This window comes from Gynuella sunshinyii YC6258 (assembly GCF_000940805.1).
GTDB classification, from domain to species: Bacteria; Pseudomonadota; Gammaproteobacteria; order Pseudomonadales; family Natronospirillaceae; genus Gynuella; species Gynuella sunshinyii.
This window is the reverse complement of the sequence record NZ_CP007142.1, coordinates 4,578,404-4,602,617: the sequence shown is the minus strand read 5'-3', so window position 1 is coordinate 4,602,617 and position 24,214 is coordinate 4,578,404. Positions and strand designations below refer to the sequence as shown.

Annotated in this window: 25 protein-coding genes; 14 read left to right on the top strand and 11 right to left on the bottom strand. The window is 48.4% G+C overall.

The window, feature by feature from the left end; all coding sequences use genetic code 11:
* The first annotated feature begins 329 nt into the window (after window positions 1-329).
* Window positions 330-686 carry a VOC family protein gene (locus YC6258_RS19135; protein ID WP_044618345.1) on the top strand — a complete coding sequence of 119 codons (357 nt, stop codon included), beginning with the start codon at window positions 330-332 and terminating at the stop codon, window positions 684-686.
* 87 nt (window positions 687-773) lie between these two features.
* Here the strand turns inward: YC6258_RS19135 and YC6258_RS19130 are convergent, their stop codons facing one another.
* Window positions 774-2,192, bottom strand: coding sequence for an MFS transporter (locus YC6258_RS19130; RefSeq protein WP_044618344.1), 1,419 nt, complete (start codon window positions 2,190-2,192; stop codon window positions 774-776).
* Window positions 2,193-2,619: 427 nt separating this feature from the next.
* On the opposite strand from YC6258_RS19130, the gene YC6258_RS19125 reads away from it, so the two are divergent.
* From YC6258_RS19125 to YC6258_RS19105, 5 genes are all read left to right on the top strand, one after another.
* Window positions 2,620-3,129, top strand: a complete 510-nt coding sequence (locus YC6258_RS19125) for a GNAT family N-acetyltransferase (protein ID WP_044618343.1) — start codon at window positions 2,620-2,622, stop codon at window positions 3,127-3,129.
* 433 nt (window positions 3,130-3,562) lie between these two features.
* Window positions 3,563-4,345: a 3-methyl-2-oxobutanoate hydroxymethyltransferase gene (gene panB / locus YC6258_RS19120; protein WP_044618342.1), complete on the top strand. Its 783-nt coding sequence runs from the start codon at window positions 3,563-3,565 to the stop codon at window positions 4,343-4,345.
* 559 nt (window positions 4,346-4,904) lie between these two features.
* Entirely contained in the window at window positions 4,905-5,300 is a 396-nt protein-coding gene (locus tag YC6258_RS19115; RefSeq protein WP_144407697.1) for a GFA family protein, read from the top strand.
* Window positions 5,301-5,405: 105 nt separating this feature from the next.
* Window positions 5,406-7,772, top strand: a complete 2,367-nt coding sequence (locus tag YC6258_RS19110) for a penicillin acylase family protein (protein WP_044618340.1) — start codon at window positions 5,406-5,408, stop codon at window positions 7,770-7,772.
* 80 nt (window positions 7,773-7,852) lie between these two features.
* Window positions 7,853-9,634 carry an ABC transporter transmembrane domain-containing protein gene (locus YC6258_RS19105; protein WP_044618339.1) on the top strand — a complete coding sequence of 594 codons (1,782 nt, stop codon included), beginning with the start codon at window positions 7,853-7,855 and terminating at the stop codon, window positions 9,632-9,634.
* A 19-nt stretch (window positions 9,635-9,653) separates the two neighbouring features.
* On the opposite strand, the gene YC6258_RS19100 is transcribed toward YC6258_RS19105, so the two are convergent.
* From YC6258_RS19100 to YC6258_RS19090, 3 genes are all read right to left on the bottom strand, one after another.
* Window positions 9,654-10,361 (bottom strand): GIN domain-containing protein, encoded by a 708-nt coding sequence (locus YC6258_RS19100; RefSeq protein WP_044618338.1) that lies wholly within the window; start codon window positions 10,359-10,361, stop codon window positions 9,654-9,656.
* 370 nt (window positions 10,362-10,731) lie between these two features.
* Entirely contained in the window at window positions 10,732-11,292 is a 561-nt protein-coding gene (locus YC6258_RS19095; protein WP_044618337.1) for a cupin domain-containing protein, read from the bottom strand.
* Window positions 11,293-11,471: 179 nt separating this feature from the next.
* On the bottom strand, window positions 11,472-12,878 hold the full coding sequence (locus YC6258_RS19090; protein WP_044618336.1) for an MATE family efflux transporter: 1,407 nt from the start codon (window positions 12,876-12,878) through the stop codon (window positions 11,472-11,474).
* A 282-nt stretch (window positions 12,879-13,160) separates the two neighbouring features.
* On the opposite strand from YC6258_RS19090, the gene YC6258_RS19085 reads away from it, so the two are divergent.
* Window positions 13,161-13,997, top strand: a complete 837-nt coding sequence (locus YC6258_RS19085; protein ID WP_169748996.1) for an AraC family transcriptional regulator — start codon at window positions 13,161-13,163, stop codon at window positions 13,995-13,997.
* Between the two features lie 64 nt (window positions 13,998-14,061).
* Here the strand turns inward: YC6258_RS19085 and YC6258_RS27555 are convergent, their stop codons facing one another.
* Window positions 14,062-14,634: an acyl carrier protein phosphodiesterase gene (locus tag YC6258_RS27555; protein WP_052830414.1), complete on the bottom strand. Its 573-nt coding sequence runs from the start codon at window positions 14,632-14,634 to the stop codon at window positions 14,062-14,064.
* A 218-nt stretch (window positions 14,635-14,852) separates the two neighbouring features.
* On the opposite strand from YC6258_RS27555, the gene YC6258_RS19075 reads away from it, so the two are divergent.
* The 3 genes from YC6258_RS19075 (at window position 14,853) to YC6258_RS19065 (ending at window position 16,898) form a co-directional block, all read left to right on the top strand.
* The gene (locus YC6258_RS19075; protein ID WP_044618334.1) at window positions 14,853-15,464 is read left to right on the top strand and encodes a GTP cyclohydrolase II; all 612 of its coding nucleotides are present in this window, start codon (window positions 14,853-14,855) and stop codon (window positions 15,462-15,464) included.
* Window positions 15,461-15,742: a helix-turn-helix domain-containing protein gene (locus tag YC6258_RS19070; RefSeq protein WP_044618333.1), complete on the top strand. Its 282-nt coding sequence runs from the start codon at window positions 15,461-15,463 to the stop codon at window positions 15,740-15,742. Before YC6258_RS19075 ends, YC6258_RS19070 begins: the two co-directional genes overlap by 4 nt.
* 418 nt (window positions 15,743-16,160) lie before the next feature.
* Window positions 16,161-16,898: a carbonic anhydrase gene (locus YC6258_RS19065; protein WP_082070811.1), complete on the top strand. Its 738-nt coding sequence runs from the start codon at window positions 16,161-16,163 to the stop codon at window positions 16,896-16,898.
* Window positions 16,899-16,976: 78 nt separating this feature from the next.
* Here the strand turns inward: YC6258_RS19065 and YC6258_RS19060 are convergent, their stop codons facing one another.
* From YC6258_RS19060 to YC6258_RS19045, 4 genes are read right to left on the bottom strand one after another with little or no spacing between them, the layout of a single operon-like run.
* On the bottom strand, window positions 16,977-17,372 hold the full coding sequence (locus tag YC6258_RS19060; RefSeq protein ID WP_044618332.1) for a CBS domain-containing protein: 396 nt from the start codon (window positions 17,370-17,372) through the stop codon (window positions 16,977-16,979).
* Window positions 17,372-17,722 carry a P-II family nitrogen regulator gene (locus YC6258_RS19055; protein WP_044618331.1) on the bottom strand — a complete coding sequence of 117 codons (351 nt, stop codon included), beginning with the start codon at window positions 17,720-17,722 and terminating at the stop codon, window positions 17,372-17,374. The genes YC6258_RS19060 and YC6258_RS19055 overlap by 1 nt, the downstream gene beginning before the upstream one ends.
* A complete protein-coding gene (locus tag YC6258_RS19050; RefSeq protein WP_082070809.1) occupies window positions 17,719-18,555 on the bottom strand; it encodes a DUF1538 domain-containing protein in 837 nt (278 codons plus the stop codon). The genes YC6258_RS19055 and YC6258_RS19050 overlap by 4 nt, the downstream gene beginning before the upstream one ends.
* On the bottom strand, window positions 18,552-19,280 hold the full coding sequence (locus YC6258_RS19045) for a DUF1538 domain-containing protein (protein ID WP_044618330.1): 729 nt from the start codon (window positions 19,278-19,280) through the stop codon (window positions 18,552-18,554). The genes YC6258_RS19050 and YC6258_RS19045 overlap by 4 nt, the downstream gene beginning before the upstream one ends.
* Window positions 19,281-19,452: 172 nt before the next feature.
* Here YC6258_RS19045 and frdA point away from each other — a divergent pair, with 172 nt between their 5' ends.
* From frdA to frdD, 4 genes are read left to right on the top strand one after another with little or no spacing between them, the layout of a single operon-like run.
* A complete protein-coding gene (frdA, locus tag YC6258_RS19040) occupies window positions 19,453-21,228 on the top strand; it encodes a fumarate reductase (quinol) flavoprotein subunit (protein ID WP_044618329.1) in 1,776 nt (591 codons plus the stop codon).
* A complete protein-coding gene (locus tag YC6258_RS19035; protein ID WP_044618328.1) occupies window positions 21,228-21,977 on the top strand; it encodes a succinate dehydrogenase/fumarate reductase iron-sulfur subunit in 750 nt (249 codons plus the stop codon). The genes frdA and YC6258_RS19035 overlap by 1 nt, the downstream gene beginning before the upstream one ends.
* Window positions 21,974-22,366 carry a fumarate reductase subunit C gene (locus YC6258_RS19030; protein ID WP_044618327.1) on the top strand — a complete coding sequence of 131 codons (393 nt, stop codon included), beginning with the start codon at window positions 21,974-21,976 and terminating at the stop codon, window positions 22,364-22,366. Before YC6258_RS19035 ends, YC6258_RS19030 begins: the two co-directional genes overlap by 4 nt.
* A 10-nt stretch (window positions 22,367-22,376) precedes the next feature.
* Window positions 22,377-22,733: a fumarate reductase subunit FrdD gene (frdD, locus tag YC6258_RS19025; RefSeq protein WP_044618326.1), complete on the top strand. Its 357-nt coding sequence runs from the start codon at window positions 22,377-22,379 to the stop codon at window positions 22,731-22,733.
* A 197-nt stretch (window positions 22,734-22,930) separates the two neighbouring features.
* Here the strand turns inward: frdD and YC6258_RS19020 are convergent, their stop codons facing one another.
* A complete protein-coding gene (locus YC6258_RS19020) occupies window positions 22,931-23,413 on the bottom strand; it encodes a cupin domain-containing protein (RefSeq protein ID WP_044618325.1) in 483 nt (160 codons plus the stop codon).
* Between the two features lie 131 nt (window positions 23,414-23,544).
* Window positions 23,545-24,039, bottom strand: a complete 495-nt coding sequence (locus tag YC6258_RS19015; RefSeq protein WP_044618324.1) for a DUF4442 domain-containing protein — start codon at window positions 24,037-24,039, stop codon at window positions 23,545-23,547.
* Window positions 24,040-24,214 lie beyond the last annotated feature (175 nt).

Below are 24,214 nucleotides of genomic sequence, written 5' to 3'. Positions count from 1 at the left end.
TTGGGAAAATTCGGTATGTATAGTGAGCTGACAGCGTGAGTTGTTGTGAAAAAAAACAGAGCTGCGGCAAGGGATTTTGGTCATCTTGTTGATGTTCCCTGGCTAATGTATACAGTATAGGTTTGATGCACTATTCAGGGGTTGTCTATGCTTATTTTATCGGTTTTAGTCCAAAGGGGTTGACTGGAAAAGGCTGTAGGCTGTATGACATTTCACTCGTTTAGAAAATCACTAAACCTCATGATGGGCACTATGGTTGTCGTTTTTTAGTTAGAACCGGCTTGATAAAATAAGTACACGGGCCCCGACCTACAAATGGAGAAATTGCCGTGGATCAACACGAAAAAATCAATTATGTGGAGTTTCCCTCCCGTGACCTGACAGCAACCAAGTCTTTTTTTCATCAGGCGTTTGGTTGGGAGTTTACGGATTATGGCCCGGACTACAGCGCGTTTTCGAACCAGGGATTGGATGGTGGTTTTTTTAAGTCAGATCAATGTTCTCTGACCAGCCACGGAGCGGCCTTGATTGTGTTGTTCAGTCATCAGCTTGAGCAGACGGAGGAAAAGGTCCGTGCGGCAGGTGGCACAATCGTCAGGGATATTTTCAGTTTTCCAGGTGGCCGACGTTTCCACTTTGTCGAACCTGGTGGTAGTGAGTTTGCTGTCTGGGGCGAGGTGGATTGAGCTGAGCGTTTTGCTTTGATCCACGTGAACCATACCGGGAGAGGCTGGAACGCTTCTCCCTGGTTTTAAATTACTTCTAATCTGTGACTATTTTTTGTGCTTGTCACTGTCTTTTTTCTGATTCTTTTTCTTGGATGTAACGGTTAACCAATCCATCACCATTCCGGAAATGGCATTAAATCGCGAAACCCTCAGTACCAGTTGCAATACCTGTGGGCGATGACGGATTTTAGGTTCGGCGAGCTTTGGTAAAAACCAGATCACGACCAGAATTCGCATGAATGAACTGGCACAGAATACCATTAACAAAGTGCTGCGCAGATGCTCTTGCAGATAAGTGGAATTTGCCGAGAACTCGGCTACCCAGCCGCCAAATAATGCGCCGCAGAAAACCAGCACTGCTGCGATGGCAGACTGTACCGCTGCATAAGTGGCAAAGTTGCTTCGATGGGGACGAATATCATACAAATAGTTAGCTGTTGACAGTGTGAATCCACTCCAGCCCAGGCCAGCCATGATCTGTACCCCAATCAGGTACAGTTTGGAAGGTGAGCCCAACCATAGCAGAGGCAGCATCATGATAATTATGCTGGTAATCATAATAACCAGGTGGTTGCCAAAGCGGTCACTGACTTTGCCCCAAAATTTCAACGTAATGAACTGAGTCAGAATTGATGCGATGCTGTTGATAGCAAAATCGAAGTAAGTGAATTGCAGATCCCTTAGCATGTATACAGCAAAATAAGGTGCTGAGATTGCTACCATGCCCTGCATTCCGGCGATGAAAAATGAGTAGTTGCGAAAGTCCTTGTCCTGCATCGAACTCATCATCTGTTTGAAGGTTCCGCTGACTATAGTAGTTGATTTGATGAGTTTGGCAGCAGGGTCATGCATTAAATACAGATAACGGGATGAGAAAAAACGCCCGATACCGGCAACGGCAAACAATATTGCAAAGCCAATCCAGGAAATTCCGGCTTTTTCACTCAGTGACAAAAACGCTCCGCCACCGAGGAAAATCAGTACCGATGTGGCCATGGTCAGTCGTGTGCGGGCGGCAAAAAAGGTACCACGCCTGCGGGCCGGTACCAGCTGTCCCATCCACGCACGCCAGTGAGGTTGGATGATATTGGTACTGCTGTGGTACAAAATGGCAAGTATCAGCAGCCAGTGCACTGCAGTTCCGGGATTGATCAATGCAAGAGCGGCAATGGCCATGACCACGGCAGTCTGAATAAAGGCTGTAATGTATACCAGAGGTCTGCGTGGCAGTACGGATCCTAGCCATACTGACAATAACTGTGACAATGCACCAATTAGTTGCGGAAAAGCCGTCAGCCAGGACATTTGCAGAGCACTTGCTTGGAAAAAAATGGCCAGGGGGTTTAGAAAATTATCACTGGTAGCTGTCATCGCAGCCGATGCCACGGCTTCTTTTTGCGATATGTTCAGGGTTTTCCTGAGTTGTTTTTTGGTTTGGATCCTGGGAACGGCGGTATCAGTCATTGGGAGAGAAGCAAACTTAAGAGAAGACTTTTAGAAGTGTAATCGAAATATGTATTTTTATCTTTCACGCTCAGGAAAAATATGGATGATTTTTTAGCGTTAAAGTCATTACGGTGGTTGCCAGCCATTGGCTGATTATTTTCGGAACATATGTTTGTGATTGAAGATCAATATGCGAAAACATTAGGGCAGCTATAGCTTTAACAAACCATCCGATATATACAGTTGATGTACGGTGATTGAGGCGCATTTATATTGAAAGAAATTTCATAGTGTTGAGTGATGCGTTTAACCGTATCTGATGTATCACGGTTTATATTCAGGTAAGGCAGCGACATAGGGTGTTGTCGATCAATGCAACCTGCTTTGCCGGTTAATTTTAAGCCTGGAACAGATGTTCGATGATTTTTAATATTAGGGGAGTTCGATGGAAATTTCTGAGGTTGTCAGTATAGCTGGTCTTGAACAACAATTGGTGGAGTTATTGATTGATGCAGTTGCAAGCGGTGCATCGATTGGCTTTATCGCGCCATTGGCTGCGGATGACGCGGCGGCATATTGGCGGCAGGTGAGTCAGGAACTCTCATCGAAAGAGCGCAAAATGTATGTCGCCATGGAGCAGGGAAATCTGGCTGGGGTGGTGCAGCTGGCATTGTGTGGCAAAGCCAATGGCCAGCATCGGGCTGAGGTGGAAAAGCTGATGGTACATACCCGCGAACGTGGCAAGGGTGTGGGTAAAGAGTTAATGAAATATATGGAACAACAAGCCCGGGAATTGGGACGTGACCTGCTGGTTCTTGATACCAGGGTTGGTGATACGGCCTCATATTTGTATCGTAAGCTTGAGTACATTGAAGCGGGGCAGATTCCGCAGTTCGCATTGAGTTCTGCAGGGACTTTGGATGGAACGGTGTATTTTTATAAGCTGTTGAATTAAAAAGCCAATACAGTCAAGACCAGAAATATTGCCAGGGGATTCAATCCTGGCAGTTCAAATATTCCAGACCGGCCTGAGGTTTATGAGATTCAGGCGATCGGCTGGATTTTTCGATCCCACCTTATGTCATTGTCAGCTGTAAAAAATGTATTACAGTTCTGGTGCAAATACGATTTCGTTATTGCCGCTGGGATAATCACACTCCCAATGATGCAATACCCGGAGTAGAATTTTCAGCCGATGGCAGATATGGCCTGTCACAAGTTGCTTAGGCTTCTTTGTGTATGTTTGCTATTCCGATGTTCTTGGACTGATTGCTATTGGTCCGACTCGCATCGGACCTGGTTCATTGGCGGTACGTTGTGCTACCGCAGTTATTAGTCCGGCACTGTTGCAGACGGATTAATAAATCAACATGACAGGAGAGAAAATTATGAGAATAACAGCTCAAACGTTTGTCCAGATGAAGGGCAAAAAGCCGATTGCGATGTTGACGGCTTATACTTGCCCTGTGGCCCGCAGCCTCGAACAGGCAGGGATTCCGATCCTGCTGGTTGGAGATACCGTGGGCATGGTTGAGATGGGATTTGACAGTACCCGTCATGTGACGATCGAGCACATGGAATACCATGTGGGGGCTGTTCGTCGTGGTGCCCCCAATACGCACGTCATTGGTGATCTACCATATATGACCGATAGCCATCCAGAAATTGCACTGGCCAGTGCCCGGCGATTAATGGCGGCAGGTGCTGACAGCGTCAAGTTGGAAGGACCAAAGCTCGACGTGATTGCCGAGTTAACACGGCATGATATTCCGGTGGTTGGTCATACTGGTCTGACGCCTCAGACTGCCAAAAGTTTTGCCCGGGTCGGGCGCACAGATGCTGAAGCCCAGCGGATTAAAGATGAAGCTCTGGCCATTCAGAATGCCGGTGCGTTCATGCTGGTGCTGGAGCATATCCCTTATGATCTGGCCCGACAGATTACTGCCATGCTGAATATTCCTGTCATTGGTATCGGTGCAGGACCGGATTGTGATGGTCAGGTTCTGGTGATCAATGATGCGTTGGGCCTGGGGGATTACTGGCCACCATTTTCCAAGCAGTATGCGCATGTCACGAAAACCGTGCATGAGGTGGCCCGGGATTTCTCCAGAGAAGTTGAAAGCCGGGAATTTCCAAACAATATCATTCAGTTGACGGGATCCGGTCGCTGAGCGTGGTTAACCTCCGGGAAGAGCGACAGGCTCTTCCCATTCGAAACTATGCCTTTCACCAGTCTGATCGTTTGGCTTTATGCGTTTTTCGATTGTGGTCCTGAGCTCAATATCGAATGACATTATTATTATGTTTACCGTTTGACAATATATGAGCATCGCCAGGGTTTTATGCCTTTCGGGGTTGGTCCTGAAAGACCGCACAACGCAATATTGATAATCGGAGTCTGAAACGGTTCAGTCTTTTCAGTCAATATCGATAAGAGCTTCTTTTTGCCGGACAGATATTGCTGTCAGATTATTTTGGATGGAAAAAAGCCTTGTTTATCGTGTATCGGTGAAAAGGTTCTGATGTTCAATGAATAAAATCTTTAGCGTCCGTTGATATATCGTGCATCTTTCAGCTCGATCTTACCTGGTAAATTCGCTGTTTGTGATCATTGATTCAGATGAAATTCCTTACCTGTAGGCTCAGAATAATAATTGTTCTTTTTGTCTCATGTTTTGCGGTATGCTGTTGATATTAAGCGTGAATGAAAGTGAGGCTGAGGAGGTTGACGTGCTAAAAGGTAGTTGTTTATGCGGTTCTGTTCAGTATCAGATTGACGGTGAGTTGGGTGATATCATGATCTGTCACTGTCAAAAATGCCGTAAGGCGAACGGTACTGCTTATGCTACCAATGCCGCGGTCAATACATCTGAATTTCATTTCATTAATGATCATTCCACTGTTGCAGAATATGAATCCACTCCCGGTGTATTTCGTGTTTTCTGTCAAAAATGTGGTTCACCTCTCTACAGTCGGCGTCCGGGAATGCCGGATGTCTTGCGTCTGCGTATCGGCACTTTGGATACTCCCATCACCACTAAACCAGGTACTCATATTTTTGTAGGGTCAAAGGCTGAATGGGAGGATATTCATGATGACTTGCCTCAGTATGATGAGCGTCCCTGAAACGTTGTCTTTCTGTATGCTGTTTTCATAATCCGTTGTCAGATTAACCATGAGCGTATCATATTGTGTTGGTACGTCGATTAGCTGATCAAAAGAACAATAACAATGCTGAAAAAAACTATAGTTGTGTTGCTGTCGTTAATGGTCATCGTTGCTCTTGCACTCGGATTGATACTGTATAGCCGATTACCGGATCGGAGCGGAACAGTCGAGTTGGCTGGCCTGAACCGTTCGGTGAATGTCGTATTTGACCGTTGGGGCATTCCTCATATCAAGGCCGATAAACCTCAGGATGCATATCAGACTCTGGGATATCTTCATGCGCAGGACCGATTGTTTCAGATCGAACTGTTAAAGCGTCTATCGCAGGGAAGGCTCGCAGAGATACTTGGGTCATCGCTGGTGCCGGTTGACCGTTTGTTTCGAACACTGGGGCTGCAACGACATGCCGAAGACTGGGTGGCGGAAATGCAGAAAACTATGGAGCCGGACATGCTTGAGAGCCTCCAAGCCTATGTTCGTGGAGTGAATCAGTTCATCGAAGCACAACGGTTACCGATAGAGTTTGATTTGTTGGATATTCCCTCCCAGCCCTACACATTGGTGGACATGGCATCCATTGCCGGTTATATGAGCTGGTCTTTTGCCCAGGCCAATCATGAGGATCCGGTTGTTCAATATGTCGCTCAGCAATTGGGAGATACTTATCTGGCTGACCTGGCGACTTCTGCAGGTTCCACGACGGAAGTGATTCCAGTGGATGTGCTGGCATCTGTACAGCGCGGACTGGTGCAGGTTCCGGGCATCGGTACGTTTATCGGCAGTAATGGCTGGGTACTTGGGCCGCGTATGAGCGCATCCGGCAAGGTGTTGTTCGTTAATGATCCTCATATTGGTGTCAGTCAGCCATCCGTCTGGTATGAGGCTCAGCTACAGGCGACAGGTCTGGATATTTATGGTCATTTTCTGGCGGGTCTGGCCTTCCCTCTGTTAGGACATAATCGTTCCCATGCCTGGGGAATGACTATGTTTGAAAATGATGACATCGATTTTTACTACGAAACTGAAGACGTCAATCATGCTGGCCAGTATCGCTATCGGGATCAGTGGCAGGATTATGAGATTTACCCAGAGGTCATCTCGGTCAAAGACGGTGAGGACGTGCAGTTTGACGTGAAAGTCAGTCGTCATGGGCCTATCGTCAGTGATGTTTTTCAACCTCTGGATCCCTCTGCCGGCAGTATTGCCATGGATTGGGAATTCCTGGAACCAGGTAATGGCTTGTTTGCAGCGTTTTATCAGTTGCAGCAGGCCGACACGATTGCTAAAGCCCGTGCAGCTGCCAGTCTGATCCATGCGCCAGGCTTGAGTATTATGTATGGCAACGAACAGGGTGATTACGCCTGGTTTGCTGCTGCCCGGCTGCCGATCAGGCCCGATCATGTGAACAGCAAAATGATTCTCAATGGTGCCAGCGGCGAGGATGATCCGGTCGGGTATCAGGATTTTGATCACAATCCTCAGTCTGTGAATCCGGAGCGTGGTTATGTGTATTCTGCCAACAATCAGCCTGGAGCTGTGACAGGGAAATTGATTCCGGGCTATTTTGCGCCCCGGGACCGGGCGGTTCGGATCGTAAAATCTCTCCAGCCGGATCAACGCTATACCGCGGAAGACATGAAGGCGTTGTTGCTGGATGACGTATCCGAAACCGGATTGGCATTGGTACGGGAGATGGATCAATTGCTGAACCGGCGACCTGGTCTGCTCAATGCCCGTGAAATTGAGCTTGCCCAATTCCTGATGGCCTGGGATGGCCGGCACAATCCCGATTCCATCGCACCGTCTTTGTATTATTTCTGGCGTCAGCAGCTGCAGCGGCAGATTTTTGAAGATGACCTGACCCCGGGATTTTATGATTTATTTGCGCAGAGTTTTCTGGCAGATCGGTCGTTGTGGCGGGTTCTGGATAATCCGAAGTCTCCCTGGTGGGATGATCGCGGCCGTAGCGGCCAGCAGACCAAAGAAGAGATTCTGGCCATAGGCTGGAAGGCCGCCATTACCCGGTTGACAGAGATTTATGGCAGCAAACTGCGTGACTGGCAATGGCATAACGTTGCGGTTCTGGAACATCCTCATGCGTTATCGAGAGTTCCTCTGTTGTCGAAGATTTTCAGTGTAGGTCCGTTTCCAGCCAACGGAGGTATCGAAACTGTCAATAACCTGGGTTTTGATCTTCGGGCTGATCATTTCCGCGTTCGCTCAGCACCCTCAACCCGGAGAGTCATTGATTTTGCTGATCCGGCTGTGAGCTGGGGAATTAACCCGACGGGTCAGTCAGGTGTTCTGATGGATGCGCATTATCGCGATCAGGCACAATTGTATGCTGATGGTAAATTCCGGCATCAGTGGCTGGATACGAACATCATCAAACAGCATGAATTCACGGAAATGCGGTTCGTACCCAAATAACAGGACTTGTGCTGATCAAACCTGGGCACCATATCGACAGTCAAAGCTGATTTGAGCTTCTCCACACAGGTACCCGCTTCATGTCTGATTCTTCCCCCCAATCGAGGGCTGGTTTACTGCAGCTGCTGAAAATCTGGCCGTTTGTTTCCCGCTATAAAACCATACTGGTGCTGGCTTTGTGTGCACTGGTATTTACTTCCGCGATCACTTTGACCTTGGGGCAGGGGATTCGCATGGCCATCGACCAAGGGTTTTTGGCAGCATCCATGCAATCTCTCAATCAGACGCTGTTGTTCATGATGGTGTTGGTGGTGTGTATGGCGGCTGGAACATTTGTCCGTTTTTATCTGGTGACCTGGCTGGGAGAGCGAGTGGTCGCTGACATTCGCCAGGCCGTGTTCAATCATCTGGTTCACCTGCACCCCAGTTATTTTGAGGAAAATCGTTCCGGTGAAATTACCTCGCGTCTGACCACCGATACCACGCTACTGCAGTCGATCATCGGTTCCAGTATGAGTTGGGCGTTGCGCAGTGTTATTACGGTGGTTGGAGCACTGATCATGCTGATGATCACCAATTTCAAGTTGACACTGATTGTGCTTGCGGCGGTCCCATTGGTGTTGGTCCCCATTCTGGTGATTGGCCGACGGGTTCGGGTGCTGGCGCGGCGAAGCCAGGATACGGTTGCTGATGTGGGTGCCTATGCCGGTGAAATCATTCAGCAGATCAAAACCGTGCAAAGTTATGCCCGTGAAGACTATGAGAAAAAGGCCTTTGGAGTAGAAGTGGGAGAGGCTTTTGATGTCGCCAGACAGCGGATACGTCAGCGCTCGGTCATGATGTCCACGGTATTGCTGCTGGCTTTTGGGGCGATTTGTCTGATGGTCTGGGTGGGTGGGCGTGATGTCATGGCCGGAGTGATGTCGGGAGGAGATCTGGCGGCATTTGTGTTTTACGCGATTATGGTGGCGTTCGGTGTGGCATCCGTATCTGAAGTGATGGGGGAGTTGCAGCGTGCGGCCGGTGCTATCGAAAGGTTGCTGGAGTTACTCGCAGTTGAATCGCTGATTCAGTCGCCCGAGCGTGTCCGGGAAATGAAAGCCACCCCTGACTACCATTTGCAGCTTGATCAGGTGACCTTCAACTATCCAAGCCGGCCAGACCGGCATGCGTTGCACGAATTGACGCTAAATATTAAAGCCGGGGAAACGGTTGCGCTGGTGGGGCCCAGTGGTGCCGGTAAATCCACGCTGTTTGAGATTCTGTTACGGTTTTACGATCCCCAGCAGGGGCAGGTATTGTTGAATGATGTAGATATCCGCGAACTTAACCTGCAGCAACTGCGCCAGGAAATGGCGCTGGTTCCGCAGCAGCCGGTCCTGTTCAGTACTGATGTTATGACCAATATCCGTTATGGCCGGCCCGATGCCAGCGATGAGGAAGTCTATGCGGCTGCCAAAGCTGCTTACGCAGATGAATTTATCCGTCAGTTACCACAGCAGTATCACAGTTATCTGGGTGAGAATGGTGTTCGACTCAGTGGCGGACAAAAACAACGCGTCGTTATTGCCAGAGCGATTCTGAATAATCCCCGGATTTTGTTATTGGATGAAGCAACCTCAGCACTGGATGCGGAAAGCGAACATCAGGTGCAAAAGGCGTTGGATGCGCTGATGCAGAACCGGACGACACTGATCATTGCCCATCGGCTGGCAACGGTCATCAATGCTGATCGTATCGTGGTGATGAATGAGGGACGGGTAGTGGCTCAGGGGCAGCATGGTCAACTGGTACAGCATTCGCCGTTGTATCAACGTCTGGCGGAGTTGCAGTTTTCCCAGGGGGGAGCAGAAATTGCCTGAAGCTTGGCTTCAGGCGTTATTACTCATCGAGCGCGCGGATATAGGCATTATTGCGGATGGTCTGATCCAATAACGGATGACCGTAGTACTGTACCAGAGTGCTGCCGCGGGCGAGTACTTTCAGGAACTCCCAGACATTCACGGTTTCAATACCATTACCCCAGATATTGAGATTTGCGGTTCTAGCCTTTAACCGAGCGGCATCAATACTGCCGTTCCCGAGCACGGCCAGTTGTAGATGATCGGTTTCGCCGCTGACTTCCAATAGCACATCTCCGGTGGTGGAGATATCAATCAGGCTGGTTTTAGCCCGAATATGGCCACGCACATCACCACTGATATCCAGTTCCAGGTTTTCGGTCTCCAGCGGTAATGGTGTATTGATCGTGAAGCTGCCCTGGAGATCCATTTCATCAAGATGGATCACCGTCAGCCGGTAGGAAATAAGATCGTTTTTACAGCGTCCGGGGGTAATTGTCAGCCGATCCCGGCTGGTTCTGAATTTAAATGCTTCCATAACCGAGGGTTTGGTAAGGACTTCCAGTTTGTAGGAATCACCCTGTACCAGTTCCAGATAAAACACACCACTGATCGACAGTTTGTTGGCGGTCAGCAGACGGTACTCTTTGGTAATATCGGTTTCGGTGCTGTCCGCACACAGAGCATGGGAATACCCACTGAATAGCAGAGCTAAGATAAATAACAAGGTGTAAACAGCTTGTCTCATTGTTTTCCTTGGACAATAAACAACAGTAGAAGTGGTCGGCCATTATATCTTCATAGCAACTTGGTTTAGGGAACCTCTGAAAAATGGACTATTTTTGCACAGGACGTTGTCAGCCCCAGTCTCACATCCTCATTTACTTCAGTAAACTGCGGTGTTGCGAGTGGTGCTTCCTCGCCTGCATTAAAACTATTCCTGTTTTTCAGAGACCCCTTAGATCCCGGGAGTTAACTGCTTGGCCAGGAACCGACGGGTCAGACGTTACTGTATTTACTGAAGTTTGAACAGAGTCTGGGGGAGTGGCTTTATTGTTTCTTTAAGTCTGGCTGTGAGTCAGTGCAAGCACCGGCGTATTGAACCGGTGCCTGAGTGGTTAGCGGATTTCGTCTGCAAATTCGCCGTCGATCAGAATAAATGCTATGCGGGCGGTTTCTTCGCTACGGTTGCTCCAGGCATGATTGGTTCCTCGCTGCACGACAATATCACCGGGCTTCAACCGTACCTCTCCTTCATCCACCACCAACCATAGTTCTCCTGATAACAAAATGCCGTAGTCGATGGTTTCGGTGCGATGCATGATTTTGTGGCGCTTATTCGTTTGGGTGTCAGCGGCATGGCTGGCACCCAGATCCGCAAAGGCATCTGTCAGGGCTTCCTCGGAGATGCTGTTTTGTACGCTGTCAGGAGGAATATCCACCACCCGGATGGTGGTGCCACCCGGTGCCGGCTGCAATGTGACCGGTTTGCTGGTCGGGTCACTGCCGTTGTCAATAATGGCGGGGGTTTGCTGGGTATTCCAGACTTCGTGAAACACAATGCCGGGTATGGTTGGAAGTTGAAAAACAGTGGGGGTGATACCGTCACTGCTGATAATCGCTTTTCCGCGTTCATTGTGGCCGGTAACAATCCGGCGAATGGGAGACAGGTCTGTCATAGGGCACCTTCACTGAACATGATTAGGGTTCTGGAAGTAGCAGCTTAGACTACTTTTTATGGTTACAGGTGGTTGAATAACTGCAGTCGTGAAATGGTTCTTGAAACGTCGTGTTGGTCGAACAGGCGGGAGAGTAGAGAATTACGAGCCGGTGTTGTTACCGGCTCGCAGGCATGACATCAGGCAATGGCAGGCACTTCTGCCACAGAACCTTCATTTTCCAGGGTCAGGTTACGTTTCCAGTGGCCCTGACGATAGCGCCAGAAACTGAAGATGGCCTTGTTCACCTCTTCAACCATGATGAGCGCATAAACGATTTCGTAGCGTGCTCCGAATACCAGGGCCGCTATTGCCGTAATCGGCAGACCCAGTACCCACATGCTCAGCATGTCGTTGAACAGACAGAAACGGTTATCTCCACCAGCACGCAGAATACCGTTGATCAGAGTCATGTTCATAACTTTCACCCAGAACAGCAGTCCCATGATGATGAATACGTGATCAGCCAGCGCCAGGGTCGCTTCATCCAGATGGCCAAAACCAGCGAAGATGCCACCTCTGGCCAGTATCAGAACCACGCCCAGCATGAAGGACAGGATCGGGTTGACTACCACAAAAAACTTCGCCAGCTTGGTGGCTGTGTCAAAATCACTGCGTCCAAGACTTTGTCCGATCATGATGGAGCAAGCGGCGCTCATGCCCATGAAAATGGAATGGTACAGGCCTTCGATTGGAGAAATCAGACTGATAACTGCCAGAGGTGTCGTACCCATGCGGCCTGCAATCCAGTGATATCCAAATGAGCCGATAGCCCATAGACTGAAATTCACGATCAATGGCCAGGTCAGGCGCCAGTACTTCCTGATCAACAATGGATCGAAAGACTTTACATAATCCGCCAATTGCAGATGCAGCGGGTGTTTGCTGAATTTCAAATAACCAAGAATCAGTATGACCTGTACGGTACGGGCGATATCTGTCGCCAATGCAGCACCGGAAACCCCCATGGCGGGTAGCCCGAAGTGACCGTCGATCAGAGCATAGTTCAGTAACACGTTAATGCCGATGGCGATGGCTGCCATAATCAAAGGCAGTACGGTCTGATTCAGTGATCTTAAGGCACCCTCATAAATAATGATGGCATGGGTCAGTAGCAGCAGCGGTGCACTCCAGAGAATATAATCGACCCCCAGACGGGCAACGACCGGGTCATCATTGGAGAAGCGGAAGATATCATTGGCGAAGACCAGCAACAGTGCTGTCAAAACGGTCAACAATACGATACCGGTCATCAGCGCCAGGGCAACGACGGACTTGGCCCGCTGAACATTTTTGGTACCCCAGTACTGAGCAATCAGCACGCTCGAACCAGTGGCCATACTGGCCATGATGACAACCGTCACAAAATGAATTTTGCCACCCAGGCCGACGGCCGCAACGGCTTCGTTGCCGATCGTGCCGACCATGAAAATATCAATCATACCCAACAGCGATACCAACATGGTCTGAATGGCCACTGGCAGCGCAAGTTGTACCAACTGGCTAAAGAAACCTTTATAGGCTCGCCACTGTGCAACAATAAACATGTGTATTCCTCACACTGAAAAATATAATCCGTGACCTTTTATCGGAACATGGTCACAAATATCCACTATATGAAAATGAGTTTTTATTATGATGAAGGGTTAATATGCTCTGGAAGCCAGAAGTAGCTTTCTGAAAGAGCTATTATGCTGCGTATATTACCGGGATTTTTCTATAAGAATATGTTTTAAAATATCAACAACCTTTGCAAAACTATCATTACAATAAAATGACCGTGGTTTTCTGAACACATGCTGAAGCAGACGGTCACAGGAGTGTGCATCGTGGATTTTGAAGAAATCTTAACGCTTGGGCCGGAGTGTCGGGAATCGTTTTTGACTCAGCAGGATATTCCGGAACTGAAGAGCCAGGAAATCAAGATCGCCGGTATTTCACGTTTGAAACCACCGTATGTGGTCAGTCGGAAGGATCCGGACATTCATACGCTGCTGTTTACCGTGCGGGGTGAAGGTATTTTGACGACTGTCGATGACCGCCAGACCATCGGCCCGAATACGCTGACAGTATTGCGTGCCCGACAACCTTATCGCTTTGAGATTTCCTCTGACTCCTGGGATATGGGTTGGATGCTGCTCAACCCGATGCCGGAATGGTCGCTGTTCGATAATGCTGAACAGGAAGTCAGGCCATGTTTTCAGTCAGTGCCCATCTATCATCTGTTCAGTATTCTTCATCATGAGATTGAAGGCGCTGCGGTGGCACGACAGAACGTTCTGAATCAGATCATCAGTTATTTGAATACGGCATTGTTGGAAAATCGTGAGAACAGGCGAATACGCCAATTGGAACTGTTTTATACCCATCTGGATGAACAGCTGCATTATCCGTGGACGGTCAACGCTCTGGCGAAAAAAATCTACTGCTCCGTACCGCACTTGCACCGCTTATGTCAGCAGGCTTTTGGCAGAGGACCGATGCAGCAGTTGACCTGGTTGCGGATGGAAAAAGCCAAGCAACTGTTATTGCAGACTGAATGGAGTATCCAGGAAATTGCCAGTCGGATCGGCTACGCCGATGCCTTTAATTTTTCCACTCGGTTTAAGAAATCCGTTGGTGTGGCGCCAAGCCATTTTCGGGCATTAAAGGGAGCGCTCCAGTGAAGTGCCCATTAAAAAAGTTATGCTGTGTTGGTGGGGATTTTGTTTGGGTTGGAAGCACGCTGCTTTAAAAATCCGCCAGTTGGGTTTCTACGTCTATCAATATGGTCTTAAACGATGGTAGCCACAGATCACGCTGGCGAATCAGTTCCTGTTCTGCACCGATCAACGAATTGCTGAAGCGCATTCGTCGGGAAAGACCGTTAAATGCCTGAGCAACGCCGTCCACATGGTTATATGACTGCAGCCATTGCTGCTGCATCATGCGCTTTAGAATAGTTCTGGTCGGTTCCGGCAGCTGTCTGGGTGGATTAAGAAAGTGTGGTTCCAGAGTCAGAACAAACGCTTCCAGCGACAGATGATGATGATCTTCCCAGTGGCTGGCGAGATAATGATCAAGACAAACATCGAGTATGATTCCGGCAAACCGGCGGCGTTCAGTTGAGACCGTCTCTTTCAGCGTAATGAACAGGGGGTGTCGATCTGTCAGACGATCTACCCGCTGGTGACGCAGTGCGCCACGCTGATATCCTGCTGACAGATGTTGCCATTGCCAGGGCTTACACAGGTCTGGTAGCAGGTTGCCAATCCAGCTCTGCGGATCCGGGTCGGCGAGGTACAAGTGAGCGAGAAAATTCATATGGATGTCATTGGGCTATACTGCTACCAGCATACCAGAATCCGCTGTGACCTGATCCGACATATTATGTTTGGGGGAAAAAGTTGCGGAGACGTCTTTTATTTTGATCTGTCCGCTACCATAAAGAGGCTGCAGATCACAGTATTCATGGTCAAGAGTTCTTTCTGACGGGTTTGAGTATTGTCAACAGCAGTTGTTTTTTTTTTTCGGGGAAGTAAATGAACATCAGCCAACGTGCGGAAGTTGTTATTCCGTTACAGGATATCGCCATTCCGGCCCGCTTTATCAGTTTCAACGGTTTATCCGACCAGAAAGAACATATCGCCATTATCTTTGGTCAGCCTGAACAGCAAGACGCACCGTTGGTCCGTTTGCATTCTGAGTGCCTGACCGGTGATGTTTTTGGTTCCCGCCGCTGCGATTGTGGTCAGCAGCTTAAAGAAGCGCAGGAGTTGATGGCTGCACAGGGTGGAGTATTACTCTATCTCCGTCAGGAAGGGCGGGGGATCGGTCTGTACAATAAACTGGAGGCTTATCGACTGCAGGACCAGGGGATCGATACCTACGCTGCCAATGAGATGCTGGGTTTTGATCATGATTTGCGTGATTTCGGGCCGGCGGTGGAAATGTTGCGGGCTTTAAATATTACCCGGTTGCGACTGTTGAGCAACAACCCGGACAAAGCCCGACAATTGATCGCTCGCAATATTGATGTGGTTGAATGTGTACCAACCGGGGTTTATGTAAATGAGCATAATGCTTCTTATCTGAAGGCCAAGGTTGACTTACATAAACACGATATCAACCTTGAGGAAAAACCGGATCAATGACTTCCCGCCGTCAGCAGACTGCCTTCTTTCGCAAACTTTATCTGGCGCATATGATTGCCGGGCAACATCACAATCTGTTGTCCTTGCATCATTTGACACAGATGCCCCGTCGCACCATTCAGGATTCGCTGGCCGATTTCTCCGATCTTGGCATTGTGCTGGAGTTCGTACAGGATGGTCCGAGAAATAATTCTGGTTATTATCGGATCGTTGATTGGGGACCTATCAATCCGGACTGGGTATCTAAGCATCTGGATACCATTCAATCTTATTTATGATCGATATTTATTGGGTTGTGTCGTGATGATCTGCCAGATCAGCGTTGTTTATGTTCGGGTAATGATCTGATTGCTTTTCTCCTGTGCTGCGCTACCCGTCGAACAGGTTTGACTGTCGTTGAGCTTTCAATATGGTTGTCGATAAAACGTGCTTATCTGTTAACTTGATAATAATCCCGGCTAGAAAAAGCATGGCCGTTTCATAGATATCCTCGGGTTTGAGTTTTATTTAGCTGTCGACCACAATTACTTTACAGTCAATGTCTGTTTTATTAATGAATCAGCTCTTACTCTTAACAACCGCTGTGGTGGGCTGTATTGGCTCAGTCATCCGTTTATACAGAAATGAATTTTCCAGATCTGCTCTATACACGGGTGAATAGCATTGGTTTCGTTAACATCATCTTGGAGATAGCAAGTGAAAAAATCGATTGCAGGTATGTTTGCAGGAATAGCTTTTGGAGTTGCATCAATGGGCGTTCTGGCTTCTGATTGGAGTTATGAAGGTGTCGAAGGGCCGGAATATTGGGGTAATCTAAGTCCAGATTTTGTGATGTGTAAGTCAGGTAAAAATCAGTCTCCTATCAACATCACCAATCTGGTGAAAGGAAAATTGCCACGGCTTGATGTTAATTACAGTGCAGCAGGTAAGGAGATTATCAATAATGGCCATACCGTGCAGGTAAATTATCAGCCCGGCAGTACGCTGACTGTGGATGGTCATTCTTATGAATTAAAACAGTTTCATTTTCATACCCCGAGTGAAAATCACATAAACGGTCAGCCTTATGACCTGGAAGCGCATTTTGTGCATGCGGACAAAGACGGCAATCTCGCAGTCATGGCTGTTATGTTCAAGGTGGGTAAAGAAAACCAGGCACTGAATGCTGTTTGGAAAGACATGCCGGAACATAAAGGTGATAAGGTGGAGGAAATGCATGCCATTGATGGTGCTTCACTGCTACCCAAAAAGCTGGCTTATTATCGTTATAACGGCTCGTTGACTACGCCACCTTGTTCTGAAGGGGTGGTTTGGTTAGTGTTGAAAGATGTGCAGGAAGTGTCCGCTGATCAAGTGGCCAAATTTGCGGGTGTACTGGAGCATCCGAACAATCGTCCGATTCAGAAAACCAACGCCCGCGTAGTGATTCGCTAAGGTGATCATCATCAGGGCGGAGTTGTTTTTCGCCCTGATGCATCTGAGTTCTCCCACCAGATCGATGACTTCAATCCCTTATAACAGCTTGATCCAGTTCATAACGATATCATCATAACTGACCACGCCAATAAGCTCTTCATTTTCTATAACGGGCGCTGAGCGCAAATTGTAAGTGTCAAACAGTCGGGAGCAGTATTTGATGTTCATTTCCGGGCGTACTGAAATGACCGGTTTGGACATGATTTCATACACATTTACCCGTTCCAGAGATTTATTCTGGCCGATGACTTTGCGGGCGATATCACTGAGTTCCACCATTCCAAATTCATCACTGTGATCGCGGCGGTTGATGATCACTTTGCGATAGTTTTTTTCAACCATGATTTTGAGTGCATCGGCAACAGTCGTCAGACCGTCGACAATTTCATATCGCTGATTCATAACATCACGGCAGGTAATAAAGGTTTGCATCACAAATCCTCTTCGACAAATGGAGTGAGTTTTTTGATCTGATGGGCCACACCGATGGCATCCTCTACATCCAGTTGTATGGCGATACCGGTTCCGGGTTTTTCGTCAAACTCAGCCACTTCTGCAATTCTTTCCAGAATGCGTCGACAACAGTGCTCTTCCACCAGAAACAAAAGCACATCCCGATGAATCTCCAGGGCCAGACCGAAGAATGTTTTTTTCTCATTAATGCCTTCACCGCGGGCACTGGTAATGACCGTTGCACCGGTTGCACCACATTCTCTGGCGGCCTTCATGACTGCCTCAGTTTTCACATCATCAACAAATGCGAGGATTAACTTGAATTTCATGAGGTTTCCCTCTTTTGCGTGTTTGAAGATTCAGCCGTTTGAGTGCTGAGATTATGGTCCGTTTTGGCTCTCTGTGCCATCTGCCGCTGTATTCGCCAGTGAGCCAGTTGGGCGTACCCCATGACACTCATGATGGGTAACAGGCTGGCAAAGGCAATCAATCCAAAGCCATCGATTAATGGATTTCTGCCTGGAATGGTTTCTGCCAGCCCCAGGCCTAAGGCGGTAACCAGTGGCACGGTTACCGTGGATGTGGTGACACCACCGGAATCATATGCGAGTGGAATAATGGCTTTGGGGGCGAACGCGGTCTGAATGACAACGATGATATAACCGACAATGATGAACCTGTAAATAGGATAACCCGTGACGATACGCCAACTGCCAAGGCTGATACCAATCGCCACTCCCAGAGCAACGGCAATGCGCAGTCCCCAGACATGGATGCTACCGCCGGATACTTCGTGCGCTTTAATGGCGACAGCAATGAGTGAGGGTTCGGCGATAGTTGTGGTGGCACCAATTGCGAATGCAAAGACAAATACCCAACTGTACTGTGACCAGTGAAATATCTCGCCCGTTGGATTGACGAAGTTGAGGTCAGTTAATTGACGTGCCATCAGACGGCCGATAGGGAACAGGGCTTTTTCGAGTCCGGTCAAAAACAGAGTGAGTCCCAGCAAGACAAGAACGAATCCAAATACCACCTGTGGCAGATTGGCAATACGCTTTCGGAGAATTAAAACCTGAAAAACAAAAATAAGAATTATTATCGGTAATAAATCACGTCCAGTGCCCATCAGTGTTGTCAGCATGTCGCTCAGCAGATTCATAAGCTCAAAAACGTTCCATATAGCATGACGAAAATCATGGGTGTCAACGAGGCGAATGCAATCAGGCCAAAACCATCTATCATAGGATTACGGCCTTTGATTGAAGATGCCAGCCCGATACCCAGAGCTGTCACCAGTGGAACGGTCACTGTGGAGGTTGTGACTCCACCACTGTCATAAGCGATACCGATAATCTCTCTGGGTGCAAAGAATGTGGTGATGACTACCAGCAGATAACCGCCGATGATCAGATAATGAATCGGCCAGCCTTTCAATATGCGCAGTACCCCAACGATCAGCGCAACGCCTACGCTGATCGCAACGGTGTAGCGTAAGCCATTGGCGTAGCTGTGCATGGCGGCTTCATCGCTGGCGATCATGCCGCCGGCACTGGCTACCTGCGCTGCTTCATCGGCGACGGCAATCAGCGCTGGTTCGGCAATTGTGGTAGCAAAGCCAAGGCCAAAACTGAAGGTCAATAACGCCACCAGAGAACCCCGGTAGGCAAAAGCGTTAGCGAGAGATTCACCGATAGGAAACAGGCCCAGTTCCAGTCCCTGAATGAAAAGCGCCAGACCCAGCACGACCATGATCGCACCGACAAGAATATCCAGAACTTCGGGAAAGGGCTGATGCAGGACCACCACCTGAAAAAAAACAACCACGACAACGATAGGAGTGAGGTCGCGGAGACTGTCCTTAATGGAAATCAGTAATGCATTCATAAAACCACAGGCAGAATCCAGTAATTAATCAAACGATAGGAGGATGGACCACAAAGATCAATCATTCACCCTTACGAGGTATGCTACTTTTGTATAAGATGATTCATATCAAAGCTGTTATTTAGCCTCTTATACACAATGCAGTCAGTTCTACTCATCATGGAGATTTCCAATGGAAACAATCCAAGCAGATATTGTAATTGTCGGAGCCGGTGGTGGAGGTTTACGAGCAGCAATCGCCGCTGCTGAAAAAAATCCTTCGTTGACTATTGCTCTGGTGTCGAAGGTTTATCCCATGCGCAGTCATACCTGTGCAGCAGAAGGAGGTTGTGCTGCCGTAGTGCAGGACCATGACTCACTGGATTATCACTTTGCCGACACGGTTTCAGGTGGTGACTGGTTATGTGATCAGGATGTTGTGGATTATTTTGTCAGTCATGCCACAGAAGAAAACTTACGCTTGGAGCACTGGGGATGTCCCTGGAGCCGGAAACCTGATGGTCGGGTAAATGTCCGTGCGTTTGGTGGTATGAAAATAGAACGTACCTGGTTTGCTGCAGATAAAACCGGCTTTCATATTCTTCACACGCTGTTTCAGACTTCGATTAAATTTCCCCAGATTAAACGCTACGACGAATATTTTTGCACTGACCTGCTGGTGAAAGACGGCCGTGCGGTTGGTTTGCAGGCTATCGATATCAAGAATGGCACGTTTACCACCTTCCAGGCCAAGGCGGTCATTATTGCTACCGGTGGTGCCGGACGGGTTTATCGGTTTAATACCAATGGTGGCATTGTCACTGGTGATGGTATGTCTCTGGCGTATCGTCAGGGGGTGCCATTGCGCGACATGGAGTTTGTTCAGTATCACCCGACCGGTCTTCCCGGTACAGGTATTCTGATGACAGAAGGATGCCGTGGTGAAGGTGGTATTCTGACTAACAAAGACGGTTATCGTTATCTTCAGGATTATAACCTGGGTCCGGAAACTCCGGTTGGTCAGCCAAAAAACAAATATATGGAGTTGGGACCGCGTGACCGTCTCAGTCAGGCTTTCTGGCATGAAGAGAAAAAAGGTCGGGTCATCGAAACCTCACGTGGTACAGCCGTCAATCTTGATCTGACTCATCTGGGTGAACAGAAAATCAACGAACGGTTACCGTTTATTCGTGAACTGTCAAAAGCCTACGTGGGTGTGGATCCGGTGACTGCACCTATTCCTGTACGTCCAACTGTGCACTACACCATGGGTGGAATTCAAACAGACATTAATACTGAGACCCCTATCAAAGGCTTATTTGCCGTGGGTGAGTGCGCCAGTGTAGGTTTGCATGGTGCCAATCGCCTGGGTTCCAACTCACTGGCAGAACTGGGTGTGTTCGGTAAAGTAGCCGGTGATCATGCCGCAGATCTTGCCAGCCAGGCTGACCTGGTCGATATCAGCGACTTGCAGGAACAGATCCAGGGTAACGCTGCCCGCTGGAATGCTTTGCGCACAGCCAAAGGCACCGAAAGCATGGCTGACATCCGTAAAGAGCTGGCTGATACCATGGAAGATGGTGTGGGCATCTACCGCTCTGATGATCTGATTCAAAAAACCTGTGACAAGCTGGTTGAGTTGAAAGATCGCTATAAAAATATCGGCATGAAGGATGGCAGTCTGGCCTTCAATACCGAATGGCTGTATGCCATTGAGCTGGGTTTCCTGTTGGATGTGGGCGAAGCGATGGCGCATTCTGCCAGAGCCCGTAAAGAATCCCGCGGCAGCCATCAGCGTCTTGATGGTTTCGAAAAACGTGATGATGATAAGTTCCTGAAACATACCCTGGCTTATCGGTCCGAAGATGCGGCACCCAAACTGGAATACCAGGATGTGGTGATCACCAAGTCCAAACCGGCCGAACGTGTCTATGGAGCAGCGTCTGAACAGAAAGAGGGGGACAAATAATGAATAAGATGATGAAAATCCGTGTCACCCGTTACAGACCTGAACAGGACAATGAGCCTTGGTTTCAGACCTTCGAGGTTCCTGCGACTCAGGATACCTCGGTGTTGGAGGCTTTGGGCTATATCAAGGACAACTTAGAACCCAGCCTGAGTTATCGCTGGTCCTGCCGGATGGCCATCTGCGGCAGCTGTGGTTTCATGATCAATGGTGTGCCTAAGTTAGGATGCAAAACGTTTTTGCGCGACTATTTTGATGAACCTGAAGTGCATATTGCTCCGCTGGCTAATTTTCCGATTGAACGTGATCTGGTGGCTGATATTGGTAACTTTGTTGAGAAACTGGAAACCGTTAAGCCCTATATCATCCGTAAGAAAGAAAAGTCCACTGACGAGGGTGAATACCTGCAGACTCCTGCAGAACTGGCACGTTACAAGCAGTTCAGCCAGTGTATCAATTGTGGACTCTGCTATGCCGCCTGTCCGCAGTTTGGCCGGAACCCAGAGTTTCTCGGCCCGGCAGCACTGGCGTTGGCTTTCCGTTATAACCAGGATTCCCGTGATGAAGGCAAGTCCGAGCGCATGGAGTTTCTGAATGCGGAAGAAGGTGTCTGGAGCTGTACGTTTGTTGGTTACTGCTCTGAGGTTTGCCCGAAAAGTGTGGATCCGGCTGCGGCCATTAACCAGGGTAAACTGGTTTCGGATATCGACTATGGCCTGAATCTGGTTGGCTTGGCAGGAGGTAAAAAATGAACCGTAAACCTTACATCCAGAAACAACCTTCCAACTGGTGGGTCAAAAATCCGTTTTACCGGTTTTATATGTTGCGTGAGGCAACCGCGATACCGTTGTTCCTCTATTCCATCCTGTTAATGGCTGGCGTGTTTGCTTTGACCAAAGGAGAAGAGACTTTCATTTCCTGGGTGATGGCGATGAAATCCCCGGTCATGGTGCTGTTTCACCTGATTGCGTTTGCAGCGGCGATGCTGCATGCCTATACCTTCTTTGACATGGTGCCGAAAGTGATGGTGATTCGTCTGGGGGATAAACAGGTGCCCGGATCAACACTCAAAGCACTGCACTGGGTGGCCTTTGCCGTCTGTACGGTGGTTCTGTTCATTTTTGCCGGCATGTTATTTTGAGGAGATCACTATGAAGCAATATACCCGTTCCCACGAACCAATTGCGTGGTCTTTGTTTGGTGCCGGCGGTATGGTTATCGCGCTGTTTATGCCGGCTGTCATCGTCATTACAGGACTGTTGATGCCATTTGTGTTCAGTGATCCGAACGCAGTGTATCAGGGGGCTATGGCGATGGCGCAAAACTGGATTGGCAAGTTGTTTCTGCTGGTCGTGATTGCTCTCCAGCTGTATCACACTGTGCACAGAATCCACCATGGTCTGCATGATATTCATGTTCATGGACCCAATGGTCTGATGCTATTGATCTTCTATGGCGGTGCCACGGTTCTCAGTGTGTTGACAGCCGGTTGGTTGTTGGCCATATAACATTCATTCCGGCCCGGATAATCTTTCCGGGCCGTATCTCTGTCACCGTAGGTGGGTGGCTGCTGACTAACCATGTTGCAGCATCTCAATCAGAACATTCAATATATCGCCTGTTACACCGGATAGGGTTCCAGAATGTCTTGTGGCTTGTTGTGCCTGTTCGGAGAAAAATATCCAATGATTGGTTGCTCCATTGATCATGTTTTTTGACCGACGGAAGGATGGGCTATTTGGCTCAGGTCGACCAGGTCTGCAGCATGACCGATGTTACGATAGATACGTTTGTTTTGTTTTGGATAGTCGGCCATATCATGGGCCAGACGCTGGCCGGTCACAATACAGCGCAGGATCTCCTGGCCAGAGTTGATCATGGTGTGTGGTAAGCCACCTGCCCGGTAGCCGATAAAATCTCCCTCGCTGATTTCATACTCTTGATCGTCAATGATGACCTTTCCTTCACCGGAGAGTACATAGACACACTCATCCTCAAAATAGTGAACATGATATTCAGTGGATTCGCTGTCGGGTGCCAGTTCGATAATGTGAAAGCCGATACCGGTCAATCCGGTCAGATCACCCAGTGATTTATTGATCCGTCTGGCGCCCTGGTTCAGAAAGTGGGTTTTATCCAGGCCGGGCATGGCCTCAATTTCGGCTTTTTTGATCAGATATTTATCCATGGTTCTGTTTCCTCGGTTAGAGCACAGTCGTGGCTATGGCGAAAAGTCCCTGGTCTGCCAAGTTCTCAGGGAATGTGCCAGTTGTGTATTACTAATTTATTTTTTTGCTGGCGGGGTGATGTTCATAATAGTTATAAGGCTTTAGTGCTGATTTGTGGACCCTTTTTTCTGACATAAATGGTTTTTCGCACATGGGCAACCACGTCATTGTGTTCATCCACAATATGCACCGTGTACTGTGGCAGATATCTCTGTCCTTCCGAGGTATATCTGGATAAATCCTCTATTTGTTCAGGGCTCAGCGTAAAAGAAGCCCGGACAGTTCCTCTACCTGGTTTGATGAACTGAATATCTGCTGCTTTGTCCCAGACAATGTAACCTGGTCCCAGATGATAGCTGATCATCATGACAAAAAAGGGATCAGTCATGGCGAACAGACTTCCCCCAAAATGAACACCATGGATATTTTTATTGCTCAGTTTCAACTTCAGACAGACATCAATCTGCCGGTAATCACTGGCGATATAATTGACACGGATACCCGCGGCACGCAGTGGACGATAGAGGTTCATCATCCATTTGACCGTAAGGGGTTTATTCAGCAGATGTATTATTTTGTTTCTCATATATACGATCAAAATATGTGTGTGCTTCGAATGGATTATGACACTTTGCCAGGATTGCCACCAATCATCCCCGTTGTTTGTGAATAGACGGAGGGTATGGATTTCAAAGGCATAATGGTTACCGCACGATAGTTATAAATTTAAAAGAACGGCGGGGCTTGGTAGCTGTTTTTGA

What these genes read in the sequence shown, in the direction of transcription:
- YC6258_RS19105 (WP_044618339.1), top strand. Translation starts at nt 7,853, where the DNA reads ATGTCTGATTCTTCCCCCCAATCGAGGGCTGGTTTACTGCAGCTGCTG.
- YC6258_RS19055 (WP_044618331.1), bottom strand. Translation starts at nt 17,722, where the DNA reads ATGAAATTCAAGTTAATCCTCGCATTTGTTGATGATGTGAAAACTGAG.
- YC6258_RS19130 (WP_044618344.1), bottom strand. Translation starts at nt 2,192, where the DNA reads ATGACTGATACCGCCGTTCCCAGGATCCAAACCAAAAAACAACTCAGG.
- YC6258_RS19110 (WP_044618340.1), top strand. Translation starts at nt 5,406, where the DNA reads ATGCTGAAAAAAACTATAGTTGTGTTGCTGTCGTTAATGGTCATCGTT.
- YC6258_RS19045 (WP_044618330.1), bottom strand. Translation starts at nt 19,280, where the DNA reads ATGAATGCATTACTGATTTCCATTAAGGACAGTCTCCGCGACCTCACT.
- panB (WP_044618342.1), top strand. Translation starts at nt 3,563, where the DNA reads ATGAGAATAACAGCTCAAACGTTTGTCCAGATGAAGGGCAAAAAGCCG.
- frdA (WP_044618329.1), top strand. Translation starts at nt 19,453, where the DNA reads ATGGAAACAATCCAAGCAGATATTGTAATTGTCGGAGCCGGTGGTGGA.
- YC6258_RS19100 (WP_044618338.1), bottom strand. Translation starts at nt 10,361, where the DNA reads ATGAGACAAGCTGTTTACACCTTGTTATTTATCTTAGCTCTGCTATTC.
- YC6258_RS19015 (WP_044618324.1), bottom strand. Translation starts at nt 24,039, where the DNA reads ATGAGAAACAAAATAATACATCTGCTGAATAAACCCCTTACGGTCAAA.
- YC6258_RS19020 (WP_044618325.1), bottom strand. Translation starts at nt 23,413, where the DNA reads ATGGATAAATATCTGATCAAAAAAGCCGAAATTGAGGCCATGCCCGGC.
- YC6258_RS19035 (WP_044618328.1), top strand. Translation starts at nt 21,228, where the DNA reads ATGAATAAGATGATGAAAATCCGTGTCACCCGTTACAGACCTGAACAG.
- YC6258_RS19070 (WP_044618333.1), top strand. Translation starts at nt 15,461, where the DNA reads ATGACTTCCCGCCGTCAGCAGACTGCCTTCTTTCGCAAACTTTATCTG.
- YC6258_RS19125 (WP_044618343.1), top strand. Translation starts at nt 2,620, where the DNA reads ATGGAAATTTCTGAGGTTGTCAGTATAGCTGGTCTTGAACAACAATTG.
- YC6258_RS19030 (WP_044618327.1), top strand. Translation starts at nt 21,974, where the DNA reads ATGAACCGTAAACCTTACATCCAGAAACAACCTTCCAACTGGTGGGTC.
- YC6258_RS19050 (WP_082070809.1), bottom strand. Translation starts at nt 18,555, where the DNA reads ATGAATCTGCTGAGCGACATGCTGACAACACTGATGGGCACTGGACGT.
- YC6258_RS19075 (WP_044618334.1), top strand. Translation starts at nt 14,853, where the DNA reads ATGAACATCAGCCAACGTGCGGAAGTTGTTATTCCGTTACAGGATATC.
- frdD (WP_044618326.1), top strand. Translation starts at nt 22,377, where the DNA reads ATGAAGCAATATACCCGTTCCCACGAACCAATTGCGTGGTCTTTGTTT.
- YC6258_RS27555 (WP_052830414.1), bottom strand. Translation starts at nt 14,634, where the DNA reads ATGAATTTTCTCGCTCACTTGTACCTCGCCGACCCGGATCCGCAGAGC.
- YC6258_RS19095 (WP_044618337.1), bottom strand. Translation starts at nt 11,292, where the DNA reads ATGACAGACCTGTCTCCCATTCGCCGGATTGTTACCGGCCACAATGAA.
- YC6258_RS19060 (WP_044618332.1), bottom strand. Translation starts at nt 17,372, where the DNA reads ATGCAAACCTTTATTACCTGCCGTGATGTTATGAATCAGCGATATGAA.
- YC6258_RS19090 (WP_044618336.1), bottom strand. Translation starts at nt 12,878, where the DNA reads ATGTTTATTGTTGCACAGTGGCGAGCCTATAAAGGTTTCTTTAGCCAG.